The organism is Vibrio sp. Vb0888 (assembly GCF_033338835.1).
GTDB classification, from domain to species: Bacteria; Pseudomonadota; Gammaproteobacteria; order Enterobacterales; family Vibrionaceae; genus Vibrio; species Vibrio alginolyticus.
In genome coordinates this window covers 62,640-80,098 of the sequence record NZ_JAWOTL010000014.1, presented here as the reverse complement: position 1 = coordinate 80,098, position 17,459 = coordinate 62,640, and the positions used below count along the sequence as shown (strand labels likewise).

General features: G+C 45.2%; 24 protein-coding genes. 1 reads left to right on the top strand and 23 read right to left on the bottom strand.

Annotation, left to right across the window (positions count from 1 at the left end; translation table 11 throughout):
• Positions 1-13: 13 nt before the first annotated feature.
• From R7P72_RS18250 to R7P72_RS18150, 21 genes are all read right to left on the bottom strand, one after another.
• Complete coding sequence (locus R7P72_RS18250) at positions 14-283, bottom strand: hypothetical protein (RefSeq protein ID WP_169628921.1); 270 nt, start codon at positions 281-283, stop codon at positions 14-16.
• Positions 276-761 (bottom strand): hypothetical protein, encoded by a 486-nt coding sequence (locus tag R7P72_RS18245; protein WP_169628922.1) that lies wholly within the window; start codon positions 759-761, stop codon positions 276-278. The genes R7P72_RS18250 and R7P72_RS18245 overlap by 8 nt, the downstream gene beginning before the upstream one ends.
• A gap of 14 nt (positions 762-775) precedes the next feature.
• The gene (locus R7P72_RS18240) at positions 776-1,414 is read right to left on the bottom strand and encodes a DNA N-6-adenine-methyltransferase (RefSeq protein ID WP_074190797.1); all 639 of its coding nucleotides are present in this window, start codon (positions 1,412-1,414) and stop codon (positions 776-778) included.
• Positions 1,392-1,634 (bottom strand): hypothetical protein, encoded by a 243-nt coding sequence (locus R7P72_RS18235; RefSeq protein WP_017634081.1) that lies wholly within the window; start codon positions 1,632-1,634, stop codon positions 1,392-1,394. The genes R7P72_RS18240 and R7P72_RS18235 overlap by 23 nt, the downstream gene beginning before the upstream one ends.
• Entirely contained in the window at positions 1,627-1,923 is a 297-nt protein-coding gene (locus R7P72_RS18230) for an HU family DNA-binding protein (protein ID WP_169628923.1), read from the bottom strand. Before R7P72_RS18230 ends, R7P72_RS18235 begins: the two co-directional genes overlap by 8 nt.
• Positions 1,923-2,246 (bottom strand): HU family DNA-binding protein, encoded by a 324-nt coding sequence (locus R7P72_RS18225; protein ID WP_052484255.1) that lies wholly within the window; start codon positions 2,244-2,246, stop codon positions 1,923-1,925. The genes R7P72_RS18230 and R7P72_RS18225 overlap by 1 nt, the downstream gene beginning before the upstream one ends.
• Positions 2,225-2,494: a hypothetical protein gene (locus R7P72_RS18220; protein WP_169628924.1), complete on the bottom strand. Its 270-nt coding sequence runs from the start codon at positions 2,492-2,494 to the stop codon at positions 2,225-2,227. Before R7P72_RS18220 ends, R7P72_RS18225 begins: the two co-directional genes overlap by 22 nt.
• Positions 2,495-2,612: 118 nt before the next feature.
• Positions 2,613-3,311 (bottom strand): hypothetical protein, encoded by a 699-nt coding sequence (locus R7P72_RS18215; RefSeq protein ID WP_017634077.1) that lies wholly within the window; start codon positions 3,309-3,311, stop codon positions 2,613-2,615.
• A gap of 26 nt (positions 3,312-3,337) precedes the next feature.
• Positions 3,338-4,066, bottom strand: a complete 729-nt coding sequence (locus tag R7P72_RS18210) for a VRR-NUC domain-containing protein (protein ID WP_169628925.1) — start codon at positions 4,064-4,066, stop codon at positions 3,338-3,340.
• A gap of 2 nt (positions 4,067-4,068) precedes the next feature.
• Entirely contained in the window at positions 4,069-4,398 is a 330-nt protein-coding gene (locus R7P72_RS18205; protein WP_318110738.1) for a hypothetical protein, read from the bottom strand.
• Positions 4,399-4,596: 198 nt separating this feature from the next.
• Positions 4,597-5,097, bottom strand: a complete 501-nt coding sequence (locus R7P72_RS18200) for a hypothetical protein (protein WP_161607486.1) — start codon at positions 5,095-5,097, stop codon at positions 4,597-4,599.
• A 4-nt stretch (positions 5,098-5,101) separates the two neighbouring features.
• A complete protein-coding gene (locus R7P72_RS18195) occupies positions 5,102-5,560 on the bottom strand; it encodes a hypothetical protein (RefSeq protein ID WP_169628926.1) in 459 nt (152 codons plus the stop codon).
• Positions 5,560-6,141, bottom strand: coding sequence for a hypothetical protein (locus R7P72_RS18190; protein ID WP_169628927.1), 582 nt, complete (start codon positions 6,139-6,141; stop codon positions 5,560-5,562). The genes R7P72_RS18195 and R7P72_RS18190 overlap by 1 nt, the downstream gene beginning before the upstream one ends.
• Positions 6,142-6,227: 86 nt before the next feature.
• Positions 6,228-6,425 carry a hypothetical protein gene (locus R7P72_RS18185; RefSeq protein WP_169628928.1) on the bottom strand — a complete coding sequence of 66 codons (198 nt, stop codon included), beginning with the start codon at positions 6,423-6,425 and terminating at the stop codon, positions 6,228-6,230.
• Positions 6,422-7,825: a hypothetical protein gene (locus R7P72_RS18180; protein ID WP_169628929.1), complete on the bottom strand. Its 1,404-nt coding sequence runs from the start codon at positions 7,823-7,825 to the stop codon at positions 6,422-6,424. The genes R7P72_RS18185 and R7P72_RS18180 overlap by 4 nt, the downstream gene beginning before the upstream one ends.
• Before the next feature lie 55 nt (positions 7,826-7,880).
• Positions 7,881-8,180 carry a hypothetical protein gene (locus R7P72_RS18175; protein ID WP_169628930.1) on the bottom strand — a complete coding sequence of 100 codons (300 nt, stop codon included), beginning with the start codon at positions 8,178-8,180 and terminating at the stop codon, positions 7,881-7,883.
• A gap of 3 nt (positions 8,181-8,183) precedes the next feature.
• Positions 8,184-8,723: a single-stranded DNA-binding protein gene (locus R7P72_RS18170; protein ID WP_064369743.1), complete on the bottom strand. Its 540-nt coding sequence runs from the start codon at positions 8,721-8,723 to the stop codon at positions 8,184-8,186.
• 3 nt (positions 8,724-8,726) lie between these two features.
• Entirely contained in the window at positions 8,727-9,029 is a 303-nt protein-coding gene (locus R7P72_RS18165) for a helix-turn-helix domain-containing protein (protein ID WP_169628931.1), read from the bottom strand.
• Positions 9,004-9,435, bottom strand: a complete 432-nt coding sequence (locus R7P72_RS18160) for a hypothetical protein (protein ID WP_169628932.1) — start codon at positions 9,433-9,435, stop codon at positions 9,004-9,006. The genes R7P72_RS18165 and R7P72_RS18160 overlap by 26 nt, the downstream gene beginning before the upstream one ends.
• A 2,151-nt stretch (positions 9,436-11,586) precedes the next feature.
• Positions 11,587-12,663 (bottom strand): replication initiation protein, encoded by a 1,077-nt coding sequence (locus R7P72_RS18155; protein WP_054577229.1) that lies wholly within the window; start codon positions 12,661-12,663, stop codon positions 11,587-11,589.
• Between the two features lie 89 nt (positions 12,664-12,752).
• Positions 12,753-13,670 (bottom strand): hypothetical protein, encoded by a 918-nt coding sequence (locus tag R7P72_RS18150; protein ID WP_213986481.1) that lies wholly within the window; start codon positions 13,668-13,670, stop codon positions 12,753-12,755.
• Between the two features lie 550 nt (positions 13,671-14,220).
• On the opposite strand from R7P72_RS18150, the gene R7P72_RS18145 reads away from it, so the two are divergent.
• Positions 14,221-14,574 carry a hypothetical protein gene (locus R7P72_RS18145; protein WP_064369748.1) on the top strand — a complete coding sequence of 118 codons (354 nt, stop codon included), beginning with the start codon at positions 14,221-14,223 and terminating at the stop codon, positions 14,572-14,574.
• 91 nt (positions 14,575-14,665) lie between these two features.
• Here the strand turns inward: R7P72_RS18145 and R7P72_RS18140 are convergent, their stop codons facing one another.
• Both R7P72_RS18140 and R7P72_RS18135 read right to left on the bottom strand, forming a co-directional pair.
• On the bottom strand, positions 14,666-15,619 hold the full coding sequence (locus tag R7P72_RS18140; protein WP_213986480.1) for a head processing protein: 954 nt from the start codon (positions 15,617-15,619) through the stop codon (positions 14,666-14,668).
• A 13-nt stretch (positions 15,620-15,632) separates the two neighbouring features.
• Positions 15,633-17,306, bottom strand: coding sequence for a portal protein (locus tag R7P72_RS18135; RefSeq protein WP_213986479.1), 1,674 nt, complete (start codon positions 17,304-17,306; stop codon positions 15,633-15,635).
• Positions 17,307-17,459 lie beyond the last annotated feature (153 nt).

Genomic DNA, 17,459 nt, shown 5'->3' with positions numbered 1-17,459 from the left:
CATTTTGTGATTTTTACCCATTTAAAGATAGTTTCTGTCGCTTTTTGCTGGTGGCTTTCTTGAGTGTTTCATAGTAGCCAATCTTTATCAAAAACAAGTACCAGAGCGCATTAAGAGTCGTGATTTGCCAAAACTGTAGTTCAGCAAACCAGAATCGCTTTTTCAGATGCTTGATGGCCATGTAGGCTAACCATTGGTGTTTAAATCTAAGTACCGTCACTAGGCGCGCTTTCTTCACCTTAAGCGTGAATACATAGGCTCTTGTCTTTCCTGTCTTACTCATTGCTTGCTTTCCCCTCTAACTGGTATCGAAGCGGAGCAGTAAGCCATCCCCAACGTTTATGTCGCCATATGTCGCTAATCGTGGACTGGTGTACGCCGTATTCCTCGGCTAACGTGTGTTGGCATACCTGTTTAGTGAATAACAGCTCATAGATGCGTAGAACTTCACTAGGGGATAACTTGGATGCGCAGTTCTTTCCTCGGCGGTCTACGTTGTCCTTTACGGCCTTTTCAGCGGGTACACCAGCCTTAAGGCGTCTTAGCACTCTGCGGTAACTGGTATCGGTAGCGGCGCATAGCTGTCTTGCGGTCATTACCTTGCCTTGGTAGGTCACAAGGTGCTTGGTAGCCTCGGCCAGTAGTTCCTCTCCGGTTCGTAGTCCTTTGTGATACGCGCGATAAAGGGAAGTCATTGGATAGCCAGTTAACTGAGCGAGACGGTACACGCTCATCGATTGACCCTGATATTGAACACTCATAGTAGCTCACTCCCTTAAGCCACTTTAGCGATTTGCTCATAGATATCAGTAAGGTGCGTTCTGCCTACCTTACGGTTAAAGCGCATGGATGGTGTTTGTAGACCTTTCTCGGTAAAGAGCACTAATGCACTGCCGAAGTTCACACCTTGCTTTTTGGTGTGTCCATCTGTCTCATAGAACGGGTAACGACCATCCGGCTTGTAAATCATCGTGGCGTAGCCCTCAACCAAGTCCAGCCACCACGTTGTGAGTTCTTCATGTGGTAACAGCATCATGCCGTCACGGCCTTTTCTGGCTTGTTCTAGCGCCTTTTCCAGAAACTCAAACTTAAGGTCAAACGGAGGATTGCACCACCAGCCATCTTCCCATTCGCCTTGTAGGCCATCGAACCCAACACAAACAGGGTTTAGGAGCTGAGCGGCCTTGTGTTTTGGCTTAAGGCTTGGGAATCCACTCGGCTGTTCGTTAATCCAGTCAGGAGCCACGTAGAAGCGGTTCACCTTGGCGGTTTGTGGCTCGGCGGCCACGTCTAAAACAAACTCTTTTCCGGTATCACGTCGAAAGAGGAATTGAGCATCAAAGAAACAGTCCCAACGAGTCGCCCATTTGTTCTTTGCGCCCTCGACGGTCTTACTTTTGACTAGGTGCGCCATTCTCTGACTTCTCCCCACTCTTGGCCGCTACCGTAATGCGCTCGATGCGTTCTGCGTCCAAATCAATCTTCACTCGCTCTATCTTTGGATAGACCACCAATCCATAAAAGCTGTATGTGCCAATACCGACAACAGCCACCAGCGCTAACACAATGGTTATGGCCAGTAGTCGAACAGAGCCGATAAAGACACGCAGCCCAATTGCCTTGCTATCATTCATGGACGCGTACCATGCCCTTGTAAGCAGAGAACAATACGCTGTGCTCGTTTTTGACACCTAAGCGCTCTTTCGTCGCCGGATTAATGGTTGTGCGTTCACGCTCTATGTGACGGAAACGGCCAAAGCCTCGAATTTGCACCTCACGGCCTTTCGCAATCTCAACCAGAATGTGATTGATCATTGCATCCAGACAATCGCCCACCAGCTCTGCATCATCACCAGTAAGCTTTAAGCCAAGGCGTTTAGAAATGTTTCTTTCAATGTCAGTTCGGTTTAAGCGTGTGCTCATTAATGTGCCCCCTTGATCTCGTTTACCTTGTTTGCCAGCTCATCGCGGAATACATCCGATGCACTAAAAGTCAGCTTGTCTCGCGCAGCTACAATCGCTGGTGCTCCCGTTTTTGGATTACGGCCAGCTCGCGCTTTCTTAAGGCGAGGTGCGAACGTACCGAAACCACTAAGCAATACAGCATTGCCCTCAATCATGGTTTGAGTTGAGATTTCTTCGATAAAGGCATCAAAAACCAGCTCGCATTCTTCACGTAATGCGCCCGTTTCTTTTTTCATTGCTGAGATCAGTTCGTGCTTACCTACGGCTTTTTGTTTAGACACGCTAAGTCCTCTTGAATATCTTTCAGATAAATTCCGTGCTGTTGGCCTAGAAGATTGATGGCGTAAAGCACCAGTTCTTCTCGACTGCTACAGCCAAGTTCTATTTGGAGTCGCCTAATTTGCTCTCGTTGTGTCGCGCTGGCGCGATAGTATTGACGTTTAATGTCGAACCTAGCCATTTTGGCCAGATGACGATTCCAGCGCTGTTGAGGCGTCAAGGCGTCTTTTTTGGGTTTACGTCCTGCCATGCGACGATTATAACCATTCCGAACACGCCGTAAATATTCCGAACACAATTTCTGTTTTTAATACAAAAAAATACCGCCCATATAGGCGGTATTTGTGGAAAGATGATCAAGGATTTGATTAAGCTCGTTTGAACTCCGAAAAGTGGCTGCGCATGCCATCACGAACTTTGAGAGGCGTTTTGCGCAGCTTGGCGCGTGTCGCTGTGTCGTATAAGTATTGTTCCCATTCCCAATAGGACATATCACGTAGTCGGCCTACTGGCTCACCAACACTATTCATGAATATGTAGGTGTTCTTGGCTTGGCCGTTCGGGATTGAGTTGCCATTACCATCCAATATCTCAAAGACACCTCTCGCACCGACAAACGTCACGGTCAGACCATATTGCGCCGCTGTAGCATCAATCATTGCGCTAGTCAGATAAACATTCTCGCCAAAGATTTTAGTACGGAGGATTTCACGACGATATTTCTTAATGTCTCGAACCCATTCGAAGATGACGCAGCGAGTATGTGGTGTTCGAATATTGGTTTTCACTTTGATTAGACCAGCATCGAATAGCATTCTAATCACTCGATAGTTGATCTTCTCTCTTGGTGCAATTGTGTCGCCAGTAGCATCGTAGTCACAAATATGACCACCAGTAAGCCAACGATACGCTTGAGCGCTACCAAATTCCCCTGCGGGGGCATAGCTTAGCAACAACTTGTCATAGTAAAGGTAATCGCATAGGAAGTTACGGACTACCTTTGTTGCTTCTAACACGTCTAAATCAACTGGCTTTTGGCCAATGCTGTGATATTCACTCGCTAACATGAGAAAACTAAGCCCTTTTTATATACTTATGCGGCCAGTCTAGTTTTGTTATCAAATGTTGGCAATTGGAGATAGCTATTAATTTGACAAATGCACTCATCAAACCCCTTGGCCACAACCACGTAATACCCTAGATTTTGGAACATTTTTATCTTTTCCTGTTGTTCCTTACTTGGGCGACCTTTTTCCGTTTTTACCTCCAAAAAGAACCCGTGATACCCCCCTCTCGGGATAGGAAAAAATATATCTGGCACACCTTTCTTTTGTCCCTCATAGCTCATCATCGAAGCCGCTTTAGGTGTTCGATAGCCACCGTTCGGGATTGAGAAAACCAGTGGGTAAATGTCCTTGTACTGCGTCTCTAACGTGTAGAACAAACGCACCTGTAACCAGTGTTCGGCCAGTTTCGTGTCGTTAAACTCTTTCGGGCGCTTAATCCCTTGTGCAAGGCGCGTTTTGTGTGGTGAATCCAGTTCCACTTTCTTCTGTGTTGCAGCGCGCGCAACGTCATTGTCTTTCTCAAGAATACGGATAAGCCAAGCTGGTAGTTCCGACTTATCCACCAGCGCGGTATTAGGGACGTTTATCGATACCGGATTGATGATGTGATTAACAGAACGGTTAATCTCGTTAAGTGCTGCATCGATATTGAAGTCGCCACCGTGGCCAGCTTTCACGCCTTTGCTTTTCCACTTCTTGCGCTTAGCGACTTGGTTTGCGAGGAAAGAGTGATCGAATCGTGGTGCCTTGGCCATAACTAGATAAGCCCTTGTGTTACTAAAATCTCTTGTTCCTTACGGCGGTTAAAGTAGGCAAATACCTCGTCCTTGGTGAATTGCTTAGCTACCACTTTGCGGCGGCCACCTTGCGAGAAAACACGCTTAGCAATGTCCTCAGATAGCGTCCAACAAAGTGCGGTTTCGATTTCGGATTCGTCATTGATAGCTCGGTAGGCCGTGATCACCTTGGGTAGCTTGGCGAACGCCTTGCGCTCTGACGATTTCATCACCTTGTGCTTGTTGCGTCTCGGCACGTAAACAGGGACGACCACACACATTGATGTTGGTGCGAGCCTTGCGCTTTCCATAGCGTTCCTAGCGTGTCCCAATAGGTTGAGTCGTCTTGGATAGCTGGCGCACTGCGAACAAAGAAATCGAGCTGATAACACTCAGGAATGGATAACAAACGGGAAATGATATTGGAGTCGTTAACGTTAGCCACTTTGTACCTCTTTTTTGCCGCCTCACACTGCTTGGCAAGGCGGCCTAACGTTATGATCTTTCGATTAGTGTATTGTGCTTACTTCGGGGTTATGTACTTTGCGAGCTTTTGAGCGCATCGATTCCAGCACCATCGCTATCAGCTCAATTGGGGATGGCTGCCCCTCAAGGCTTGCGTTTTTCGATTTTAAAATGTCATTTTCAGCTCTTAGCACCTTGGCCACTTGCTTGTTACATTGATTGGCCAGCTCGCTAGCAATGTTTCCCATTTGTTGACGCGCATCCTCACGGCTCTCACAAGGCTTACTCAATACTTCGGAGCACTTTTGAGAGAATGTCATCAAACGCTCGTCAGCCAATACACTATTAAAGAGCTTTGGAAAGCTCTTAAGCACTGAATCTGGCGCGCCCGACATTCGTTCATCAAGCTTGCGCCTCACCGATTCACGAACATTTCTTAAATGGTCAAAATAAAAACTTGGACTTAAGTGAACACGCTTGTTTTCCTCGTCAAATTTAAAAGACAGCCCTTTAACAAGTCTTGTTCCGCAATGTTGCTCAGTCATTGTTTTACTCACTCTTAAAAAATACGTGTTTATACTCAGGTTTGATTGGTTGTAAGCCCTCTACAGACTCCACTCGGTCGCACTCTCGAAAGAACGACAAGATAGGGCAATACGATGAATTGATACCTCTCGTTACCTTGCACACCTCTTGGAATACCAAGGCGCTCTCATACTGCTCTGTCGAGCAAGCCGTAAAGAACATCGGATTGACCACCAGCGAGCCGCTAGAATCGGTTTGTGCCGCAGAACTGTTAGCAACAATCATTGGCACGGTCATCATTAAAGCAGCATTCGCCGCCGTGCTTGTTGTGCTGGTGGATGCTTTGATTGGCGTTGCCGGACGAACAGGCGCAGGAGCAACACGAACTGGCATAGGTGCAACTCGAACAGGGGTTACTACTGGCGCTGAATGCGCTTGAAAAGCGGCCAGCAAGGCCGCCGCTAGTGTAAATTTTCTCAGCATCAGTGAATAGTCTCCCCGTTAGCTACAACTCGTTGAACGTTCTTAACTTCTACGGTTGAATCCGGCTTGGTTTCCACTTTCAGCATGTCAAGCATATCTATAACAAGGCTAAGCATCTGCTTAGTTTCTTCTGACGTACCACCAAGGCGGTCATCTGCCGATTTAATGTTGTCTTTGAGCTCGTTCGTCAGGTAATCGCAAGCTTGTTGAGATAGGTTCGTTAACACCAAAGGCAAGTGCATTTCGGGATCAAATTCTTCCTCCCCCTTGTACACATATTCCAATTCATTAGCGGCACTCATCGCCAATTGGAATAGCTTGCTGTCCATCAGTAGCGTTTCAGCAATCTTGGTCGCCACTCCCACGACTACTTGAGGCGGTACTGCATCTTTGTCGTTCTCGTCATACTCGTACACCTTGCTTACGTGCATTGGAATTGCTTGAAGAACCACATCACGCACAGCGCGGTAATGGTCGTAATAATAGGGAGCCATCAAAACCACTCCGCCTGTTTCGGGATTAAAACCGACCATCATTGTGTTAACTTCGCAGGATGTTTCGAACTGTTCTTGAGTGTTCATGCTCATGCCTCTCGCTTTCTGGCTTAAACAATTTATTAGGGGTAGGAAAAGCAAGGGAGCGTATCCCTTGCGGGTTTAAATTCTTCTCAGTATTTGTGGCTTTGGTGCGCCAAGTGTGGGTATTCCTTTTCCAGCATGTACCCTTTGCTGCATTTCTCGCATCGATGCGCAAACTCATTATCGACGCGCACCTTACCTAATCGAACTACATTGCCTTTACACTGCTCGTCATCGCATTGGTACGTCACTAGCACGGCTGAAAATGGCTTGTATGTCTCGCTCACTTACGCTTACCTCGTTTCTGGTTACGTTTAGGCTTGCTTGGTTTCTTTGGTGTGTCAGGAATACGGCCACCAGCGGAATGCAGCGCGTACTCTGTATTGAATCGTTTGTTGATGCGCTTAATTAGGCTTACGCTGCGTGGTGCAAGCTCTTTCGCACGTTCAATGTGTGTTAGCGCTCGGTTTAGCTCATGTTGAGGCACGTAATCACTTAAGCGCTGCGCAATCTCTACTAGGTTCACTTGGGTACACCAATCCAAATCGAGGACTTTGGCCACACTCACGACTTTCTTTGTGCGCTTAACTGCACGGTCTAAAGCTCGCTCAATTTGGTCTACTGGCACTTGCTTAGCGGCCTCGGTAAATTCTTCCCAATACTCTTGTGGCAGTACGCACGATTCGTGTAGCAGCTTAGACATACATAGGGAACCATCTTCACCAATGTAAGCCGTGTGGCCAGCTCCGGTATGCGTGTTCATTAGGTAAATCAGACCAAAACGCTGATCCGGTTTGCCTAGACCCTCTTGAGGCTGAATCGCTGTCGCCTTGCAAAGCATGTAGGCTTGCCAGTTACCGCCTTTCCAAACGGATTTAAGATCGTGGTATTGAACCGCTTCACCTAGATATAGGTTGTCGTTGCGCAGTTCTTCGTTTTCGTGAGCAATGATCGCTGCGTAGGCCAACACCTCATCAATGTTGTGCATCACGTAGTGATAGTTCTCGTCAGCGTTCTTCAATCCCTCGCTCATGCTGTTGATTTGCTCGGTTTGAGTCGCCACCAGCTCACTTAGCATTTCGATGTGCTCTTTGCTCTTGGTGAGCTCTGATTCAGTGGCCTTGTATGCCTCATCCAATGTCGCGTTCTTAGCGGCGGTTGCTTTGCGTTTGTCCTCGGCAATGCGTAGTTGCTCTTGAACACTCTCAAGTTGCTGATTAAGCGATTCCAGTTCACCAGATGATGCCACTTGGTTAGCCAATGCAGCGGCTACCTTGTTCTCCACCAGCTTAGGAATGCCGTCCAGTTCTTGTTGAGCGTGACGCAACTCAGTGGTAAGGCGTTTGATCTCTGCTTCTAGGCGTTGGTTGTCCTTACCTAGACGCTCGTTTTCTTCGCGTAGCTCGGCTGCGATCTGCTCGGCTTCGTTACGCTTTTTACGCATCACCTCAGTACCAGCCATTGCGCGGTCACGCGCTGCAAGGATTTCGGTACGTTCATCAAGCATTGCCTGATATTTTTGCTTTAGCGCCTCGTCGGCCTTGGCCGTGCGTTGGGATAGTTTGAATTGCAAGTCATCGATGATGTGCTGCATCAAACCAACAAGCGGGATCTCAAATTCTTTGATTTCAATTGGCGAATTTTCAGGAAGTCCCCAAGGAAGCTCTACAGTAAAAACATCGCTCATCGGAAAATTTCTCTACTACTCAAAAATTGGGATAAGGGAATAGGGTTAAAGTGTTTTATTCTTGGTTAGCAAAGCGCTCTAGGCGTTCTTCTAAGTCATCCAGCCAAACCAGTATTTCGCTACCTTTGTGAACGTAGTCGAGGTCGCTGTCTTGGATTAGTTCGGCTACATGACCCGAACACCCGTTTACTTCTGCCGCGATTGCACGGTTACTGAAATAAAAAGCACTTAGTGTGTCAGTAAAATCCGTTTCGCCTGTCGCCTCGCGCATTTCCATAAGCGCTTTAATGGTCATTCGACGCAACACAATCAGTAAGTCGCCTTGAGTTGCTAACGCTAAATTTTGTTTACTCACCGTTTAAGCCGCCACGTAACTCAGCATCTTGTAATGACGGAACTCGTTCTGGAACGGTATTTCATCGTCAAAGTCCATTGGTGGCTCGCCGTATTGCTGTTGAGATTGATCCCAACCACCCTGTTGCTGTGGTGAATGCTGTGGTTGTTGAGGTTGACCCCAACCGCCTTGTTGTTGCTGGCCACCAGCTCGGTTATTGCCAAGCATTTGCATCACGCCATTAAAGCCTTGAACTACTACCTCTGTGCTGTAACGGTCTTGGCCTTGCTGGTCTTTCCATTTGCGAGTCTGCAATTGCCCCTCGATGTAAACTTGTGACCCTTTGCGTAGGAACTCCCCCGCCACTTCGGCCAACTTGCCGAACAACACCACTCGATGCCACTCGGTTTTTTCTCGGTTCTCCCCTGTCGCTTTATCGCGCCAAGTTTCGGATGTAGCGATCGTGATATTCGCTACTGCACCGCCATTTGGTAGGTATCGGATTTCGGGATCTGACCCCAAGTTACCAACCAGAATGACCTTGTTAATGCCTCTTGAAGCCATTCGTTATTCTCCGGTATCTCTCTTTACCGCTTTGTCTCTGTTAGAAATCGCATCACCAAAGAACAAATAACCCACGTCTGTACTTGTGTAGACCGCTATCAGTTCTAGGTTTTGCACCCTTGGGTTCACCTCGCCATTCTCGATTTTTCGATAAGTGTCTGGTGATAACCCGATTAACCTGCTCATTTCGAGTATGGTTAAATCTGCATGCCGTCTCGCTCGCTTGATTCGCGCTGCACGTTGCTGTCGATACTCAAGCGATTGGATTCGAGCGGCCTGTTTAGTCTTTGCGTCTCGCATTTTCATAGAAGCTCTCCACTTCACTTGCTAGTCGTTCTTCCTCGGTTGTTGTCGCCTTAATCAAGGCAACGCGATATTCATGTAACCGATTCTTTGACCAATCTAGGCAGAGCTTTTGCCACTTGATAACGGCAACCGGATCGGAAAGGTCGTAACCCGTCCCAAAACAGCTACAGCACTCCCACTTGCTAAATAACGACTTGGTGTAACCAGTGCCATTGCAAGTCGGGCAGCGATCCGGCTTGTCATCCAATGTCACATCGGCATCTTGTAACCGGTTCGCCAGAGCTTCGCGTTCGTCCGTAAGCTCTATGCCCTCGAATGTATCCAGGATTGATGGTGAGCTTTCGTCTCGCTCTCTTTGCCGTTGTTCCAGTTGAGATCGCTTAATTTCAGAAATTTCCCCACTCATCTCTCATTCCGAACACATCGATTTTATTCGCAGTATAAATACACTCAAAAAACAATGCAAAACGCATTGACACAAAAACCGAAACGATGTGTTTTGCTCTCAGCAAACAGGCAAACAGACTCATATGAGGAATCAGCAAATGTCAGAGAACAACAGCAAAAAAGTTCACGACCAAATCCAAGCAGACGTTAAAGAGTAATACCTCGAACAGCGTCTTAGACTTCGCTTTGGCCAATGCAATTAAGAGCGGTCAGAACAACCTAAATGACTTGTGTAAAATGTGGAGAATCCCAGTAGAAAAGATACTTAGCAAGTTAAACACTTCTCTTTTCAAAGTGGATGATGATAAAATCCACCTCGCATAGACGGATACGTTTAGCTATCGGGATAAGAGTAATGGAAAGCTTCGGGGAAACTCGAAGCTTTTTTTTGCCTCAATATTTTATCCGAACACTCAATAATTTAATGCACAAAAAAATCGCCCACTCATAGAGAAAGCGCTTTACGTTCGGGATTTAATAGAACGCAAACCAGAAAAAAAAAAAAATAACCAAAACAAAAAACAATACTGTCGTTTTATAAGAAACAAAATCAAAGTTAGAAAGCATCAATCGCGAAAGTTGGTTGGAATTGATTCATCAAGAAAACTCGACCGTTAGTCCTACAAACACGCATTCAATTTAAAAAAGCGGTATAGTGAAAAACAGACGTCTTACGTGACCATAACGACAGATCGTTTAGCATCTTATCAACGTCAAATAGTTGATAAGATGCTGTCAACACTTAGGCTAATTGGAAATTAGTGGGCAAGAAATAGCCAAATTATAGCAAGCTTAACCACTTAAGTTGTACGGGGAAGCATTTTTGTTTTTAACAGGATAAGATGAGTTAACAGCAATATATTGAATGCGCTAACCCATCTGCTGGAAGCGGCAACTTTCTTTTGAGGTTTGCATCAAGCAGAAAGGAAAAATGAATATGAATTATAGGATAATAATCTTGCTCATATCCCGATTCATGTAGAGAAATGAATATTTTTCAAAGCGTTTCTTTATGAGAGGGGAATTATCTGATAACAATGGGACATAAGGACTTGGGAGTTTTCATACGCCTTAACCTGAAAGAGATAACCAACTCGTTTGGGTTTTTGCAAAATTAGCAAAAAGTCTGGAATACTAGGCACAGCAAGTCTTGGAACAAAACGTTCCCTAATAACCTTGATTGTGTGAAGAATATAAAAAAAGGTTGGATTCGAAGAACCCAACCTTTAATTACTGGAGGTAATTATGTAATCACCAACCAAGCTCGAAGCAGCTAAAAGCTTCACTTCAAGTAATGCGCATTAGGTGAGTACCAGTCACTTAATACGACTTACATAGCTACAACACTCAAAACCGTCGGAGGTTATATGAGTAAGCTCATTGAGCTTGTCATAGCTGTTATCAACCTAGTAGCAGCTATTATTCAAGCACTATTCGGTTAACCAACGCTGCTCTAGAAGTACATTGTTGCTTCTAGAGCACACTTACAACTATCCAATAATTAATATTTCCTGTCAATTCGTGTTTTTGTAAAGGACTCACACAAATGCGGTCGCTATTCGTTGTAGCATGCCGTTGTCTATAGCTAGGATCATTCACTCATCTAAACAACAAAAACTTGTTGTGTATGTGGGAAACTGTGTAAATCTTTGATTTTCCAGTTATCCACATACGCTATAAAGATCTATATTTAACTATATCAATCTATGGAAACTATAGACCTATAAGATCTATAGGAACCGTAACGTATTGATTTCAATTGGTTTTAACTCGTTTAAAGATCTTTTTTTAGGTCTTTAAGTAACAAGATCTAGGTTTAATTGATCATTTATTAGGTGTTTGTGATCTTCTTACAGGCTTTAGTGCTACATAATCTAGGTGAAAGTGATCATATATCAGGTGATTGGATAACAGGTTTTAGGTGTTTCTGTTCTTAAATGACATATTTTAGGTGTGTGAGATGGTTGTATAGGAGTCTTGTCCGGTTTTTTCTACTTTCGAGTCAATGATCACGTCGAATTCCCTCCCATATACCTAAAATGTGTCACATAGCTCATTTCAACCTAGAAAATGTCATCTATCGAGCCCATGACCTAAAACTTGTTAGCTATCAGTAATCGTGTGTATCGGTTAGTTCTGAAAGGGTATCTATCTTTTCCATTAACGACTCTAATTCATGCATTCCATCATCATGCTTTTGTTGCTCTTTTTCTGAGTGTCGCTTTGACAAGCTAGCTTCAACTTTAAGAGCGTGGTCTTCTTTACCCACATAGCGGTACGCGATGGCAAGTGATTCTAGTTCAGACTCGGTGAGTCTGACTTGGTTTTGAAGCCTTTTCAATTCAAGTTGTCGAATTGTCTTAAGAGCATCGTGTTGATTTAGTTCATCAATTGAACCTAGTTTAACCCACCGGAAGAGAAACTTGATTCCAGTAATGGTTCTACCTTTCTTTACAACCTCAAAACCCTTATCACCTTGGCTGCTTTCTAAAAATAGAAGCTCTTTGCTAATCTGAGGGTGTTCAGAAAGTTCTTTAATGCTTTCCCTGATACAACGTTTCATAAATACGCTGTTGTTTTTGAAGGAACTTTTATCTTTTTTCAGCTTCCCTGATTCGTCCAAAAGCCCAAATATTCCTTTCAGTTCACTAAGCTTTTGCGCATGCATTTCAAAGCCCTTGTCTTTGAAGCGACTAAGCAGTTCGTACAAGCGCTTAGAATACTCCTTCTTTACCTCAAAGAAATTGCGAGTATTAATCAGAGCAAATCCTTGATTATATTCAATATACTCAGGTTTTAGCATATCGTTAGGAACCATCGTAAGTATGCCGTGTTTATAAGCGATATGTTTAAAAAGAGGTCTATAGTCGAATTCAATATCACCTTTCGGGGTTTCCACCTTTATCCCGATTTTTCGACTAGCTAGGCGGTTCGCTACTGGACTTAAGTTGCTACCGATATGTTTAGACTCAACACCTAGCCACTCTGATAATTGATGTGAAGTAAACTCATAGTGTGGTGTTTTCTGCTCCCAATCACTTGGTTTCATATGTGCAATCATCAACGCAAACATATCTGCTTCCCTAGCGGATAGATCTTGACGACTAAAGACCAGTTGATGGCCTTTTTTGATATGTTTCGGGAGGTTATCGCTTACCGCAGGGTAGAAATATTCTTCATCACTCATGCAAATGCACATCCATAAATAACAAGATTTAGGTAATTATGACACATTTTAGGTCACGTATGTATAGAAATACTCACATCAAGCAGTGATTACAGATACCTGACTTGTACTCGCCCGACTGTGTCACGATAGTATTCAACTAAGCCTTGAGACTCTTTCTCGGAAATGGTGTTCATGTACTCTGCTAACATGGTGGCTGTATCACGAACCTTGTTCACGCTAGCTTTCACGGCGCTTGCAGCCTTGTTGTGCCAGCTAGCAATCACAAACTTAAGGTATGACACGAACTTAGGCGCTAAAGGCTCTTGGTGCTTGTTGTACAGCTTGATAACACGACGAGCTCCATTAGCTGATAGGCGGCCTTGCTTAGCTGCTAGTTGAAGTTGTTTTACTTCGTCAGCGTCACGTTTGAAGATCTTCAAAAACCAAGAATCAGACGGGATACCGTTATTAATTTTATTTTTACTCTCTGTAGAGAGATCTTTTGTATTTATAGTGCCATTTTTGTTTTTGTCTGATTGCTCGCAAGCCTTGTCAGCACTGGCCTCAATAGGTTTTTCCACAGAAGCCCCCCCTGAGTGCCGTTTTTGTCTATTAAAACGCTTTTGTGCAGCTTGTAGCGCGTATTTGTATGCGCCAGCGAACATTTCTTGGATGGCGTCTACGCATAGAGTGATGTGACGTAGATTCTGACCTGTTGCATTGTTTGGCTTCTGTTCTCGGACAATTAAGTTCAAGCCTTCTGCTGTTTTCAGTTGTTTTTTGAGAGTGTCAAAAGTGGTTGGACGACAACCATAGCGATCGCAGTTCTCGTTGTAGACCTGTACCAATCGAGTAGTTGATGCAAAGCAGGTATGGCCATGCTTAAGAATATGGCTTGAGATAGTTTCTAGTAGGCAAGCAAGTTTACGTTGTGCCGACGGTTTATTGGCTTTGATATTGGAGGCTTGGGTTCTGAATCCTGACTTCCAGTAGCAAGGATGCAGTAAAAGCGGTGTGTTTTGCATAAAATTTGCTCAAAAAAAAAGGCGTAAAAATTTGCCACCGATCTCTTTGAACGTTATACTTACACCTGCTTTAGTGTGGTGTAATTTGTGTTAACGTTCGCTGAGATTGATGCTCAATCTAAACTGTTAAACTAATTACTAACCATTTGAGGCATTAGTCGCCAACTAAATGTCTCGCCTGATTAGGCTTCGGTCTAATTCATTACGGCATAATGACTTTCCTTAAGTTCGTTTGTCGTGACGCTTTAAGTTAGCCGCTTAAAGCTCGATTTCAGTAAGAAAGCCCGCTCGCCAAAGCGGGCTTTTTTATTTTCTGTTGCCCGAAATCGAATCACTTTCTCTCTATCACGGTATCGCCATGATCTAATTACAGAAAAACTCCCCTATTATTGATCGTAAATGGTTGATCAAACAAGTCTCTGTATCAAAGCGATTCCGAACAAGGTGCGTTACCATCTGGCGCTAGAGTTTACCAAAAATTTTATCTATTTAAACTCCTTTTGGACGTGTTAATATTCCGAACACATCGAATTTTGTGGATAACTCTGTGATGAAATTTACTCCCCCACCAAGTGCTGAACAGCAATTAGAAACTCAAGTTAACCAATTAAAACAACAATTTAAGCGCCGTCAGTTCCCGAAAAAGAACGCACCAGCGCTACCGTTGGATTTGTTAGTAACAATCTCAGGTTGCACCTTTGGTTTGCATAGCCAAAAAGACGGTAGACTCGTTCTAAAGGCCGATAAGGCGATTAACTTTGATAAGGGTGTCAATGTGTTGCGCTCAGTGTCGTATATTGCTGGCGCGCGAGATAGCGTATCTATCGCTGGTTGGGACTGGCGACCAACGCACTTCAAGAAAGATAAACTCTACTTGCGTCCTGTCGCGCCTAGTGATTTATAAAATTCCGAATCGGCCACCAGCATTTTCGATTTAATTGAGTGTTTTTTGCACTTAATTACTAATAGCTGGTGGCGCTTTTTAATTGATCAACTTATTGGAATTTTCGTGATAAAGATCCGAAGTTGACGAATTGCTGTTTAATTTGAGGCGCAACACTCACTTTTTGCTCTACTGGAACGTAGCTATTTGTCGGTAAAGTCGCCATTTTTCGGGAACCTAGCGACTCAAACATAGCTCGCACCACTTGATGATCTTCCTTGGTGGCCATGTTGGCGATCGCTTTGCGCTGCGCATCGGTTACATAGATAGGCAAAGAGTCCACAACATCAAGCAGCATCGAGGTTGCCTTAGCGTTTTGCTCTACCTTTTCACGCAACTCTGCATTCACGCTTTCTAGGTACATAAGCTGGTTAGTAAGATCACCGACAAGCTCAACATTGCTCTGTTGAGTCATGTTCGCGTAGATATTACGCGCGGATTCCTCATCAAAACCTTGTTCCTGTAGCGATTCGAGGATCATTTGCTTGCCGTTCGCACTTTCCATCATCATGGCCGGATGGTCTAGGCTGATATAGTTCGGCTGCAACACGTAGTCCATACCGTGATATGAAGTCGTGATCGATGCCTCGCGTGTATCTTGGCCACCAGTCGCCCAACTCCAACCACCAGCACGGCTATTGTGCAAACCTAAAGCGATGCGGCCTGTATCGGTATCTAAAAACTCTTGAGTGTGTTCAACAATACCGTCATCTGAACAGGTGATAGAGATTGTGCGGTTAGATGGCACGTTTTCTACCACAACCGGACGACCATTAATCATGATCACCTCAGTTTCACCGATTGAGAGCTTATTCGCTCGCTGGCGGGATTGATGGCCATAGTAACCATACGCTTCACCGAGTCGTAATAGCTCTTGAGTTCGTGGGCTGTTGATCATCGCTTGCACGGCTTTGATGATGTAATTGCGCTTGTTGGCGCTAAGTTTTCGACCGTCATTGAATAGGCTGAAACGGTCGGATACTTGTTTAAGTGCTTTTGCTGTCACTTTCTTTTCTCCATTAATGGCTTTGGATTTCGGTTAGTAGGTCGAGAACTACGTCTCTAACGAATCGTTCCGCTTCGCTTTGGTCAGTCATGCCAATGGATTCCATCATTTTGTCGTTCTTGGCCACTTGAGCCGCGAGCTCGGAAATGACTTCATTGGCCAGCTCGGAATCGAGGCCAACAACGGACGTGTAAAGATGGTTTTTGAGTTTCGGAGACTTGCCGATTGGGGATTGCTCGATAAGGTCAAGCACGGTAGTCAGCATGGTTGCGTAGTTCGCTTGCGACTCCATTGCTGCCGACTTCTCTTGCTCGATAGCAGTGTTGAGAGAGTTAAATCGGATCTCGAATGGCATATCGTTGTCATTCCACACCTTGCCGTCTCGGTAGATGGTGTGAATGTCGATAGCGCGCTTAACGAACGCCACCACGGCTGCGCGGATTTGGTTGGCGCGTAGTGCAGATTGAATCGATGTGCGGAAGAAGCCGCCCTCGCCTAGCCCACCAGAAAGAAGATCACCAAACCCAAGCATGGATGGGTCTACGCCAAGCGTTCCGGCTAAGCGTTTAAGGTGAAACATAATGTCTTCGATGTGGGAGATATTCGGGTCAGTGGTAAAGGTATCGATCTGCAAGCCACCTTTAGCGCCGCCCATAAATGGCAATAGCGTGTTGATGACGGTTGGAATGAAACCTAGCTTGCGGGAACGGTCTACCACCTCTTGACGGTCTTGCTTCATCTGGTCAGCGACCATGTTGATGTATTCCGCAGCTCCGGCCGCATCTAAGCCGTCAGTGTTTACCGCTACCATGCGATCGATAAGTGAAGCATTCACACGACTTGCGCCGAGTGCTGCAATGGACTGGCGAAGCATCGACCAAGCCTCAAAACAGGTAAGAAGAATGGATGTGCCGTAGTTCTGCGTCTCGATTGGCATGCGTGAATACGCATCGTCATAAAGTGAGTAGCGCTGGCCAGTGTAGTTAACTGGCGGTATATCCATATCTGGTCGCCAGATTGGCATTTTTAGTGGGATAAGCGCCCAAGGCTCGGCAAGGCGTACCTGTTCGCCGTTCGCTCGGGTTTGTAGATATTCCGCAGTAAATCCCGCTAGCTCGCCCGAACGTTCGTACTCACGAATTTGGTTTGGCAACGTGTAGTAGTTGGCCTCAAAGTGAGTAATACCCACGCCCTCTTTCGTGTATGGGCGAACATAGTTAACCCCATAAACCAGCGTTGAATACGTCCAGTTCATTAGGTTTTCGTTGATTGGAGTTAGCAGCTCTCGGTTAAGACGGCCTACGTACTCGGCGTACTTCTCATCGGTTGGATGAAGATACACAGCCATGCCATTGTCGTTTGATACCGAAAGAGCGTGACCAAGGTGCAGATTGAGCGCGGCATCAATCGTGCTGTCCTCGGCCATTTCCTTGAGTATCGGATATAGCATGAAGCGATCTTTCGGCAGCTTGTGCAGAAAAAAGCGGTCTGAGCTTTTTCGACCGTCATTGGTCAGAGCGCCGTTGCTTTCATCTAATTGGTGTTCGCGATCGTGGAATGGCGATCCCGTGTATCCAGCGCCAGATTCAAAACTTATCCCACTCTCTTTATCGTCATTCTCGTTAAAGAAAGGGAACGCTTGTTTTAAAGCTGCCGCCAGTCCAATTGATGCCTTGTTTTGCGACATGTGCGACCTCAGTTAGTTGAGGCGCTTTTTACAGGGATGGGGATGATCTTGGATGATATCGCATTGCGTCAATGTGACCAATACGATAATAAATCATTGATTTTTGTTGGAATAAATTTTTTTAGTCAAAGTTCAATCGCTTGCCCTTTAATG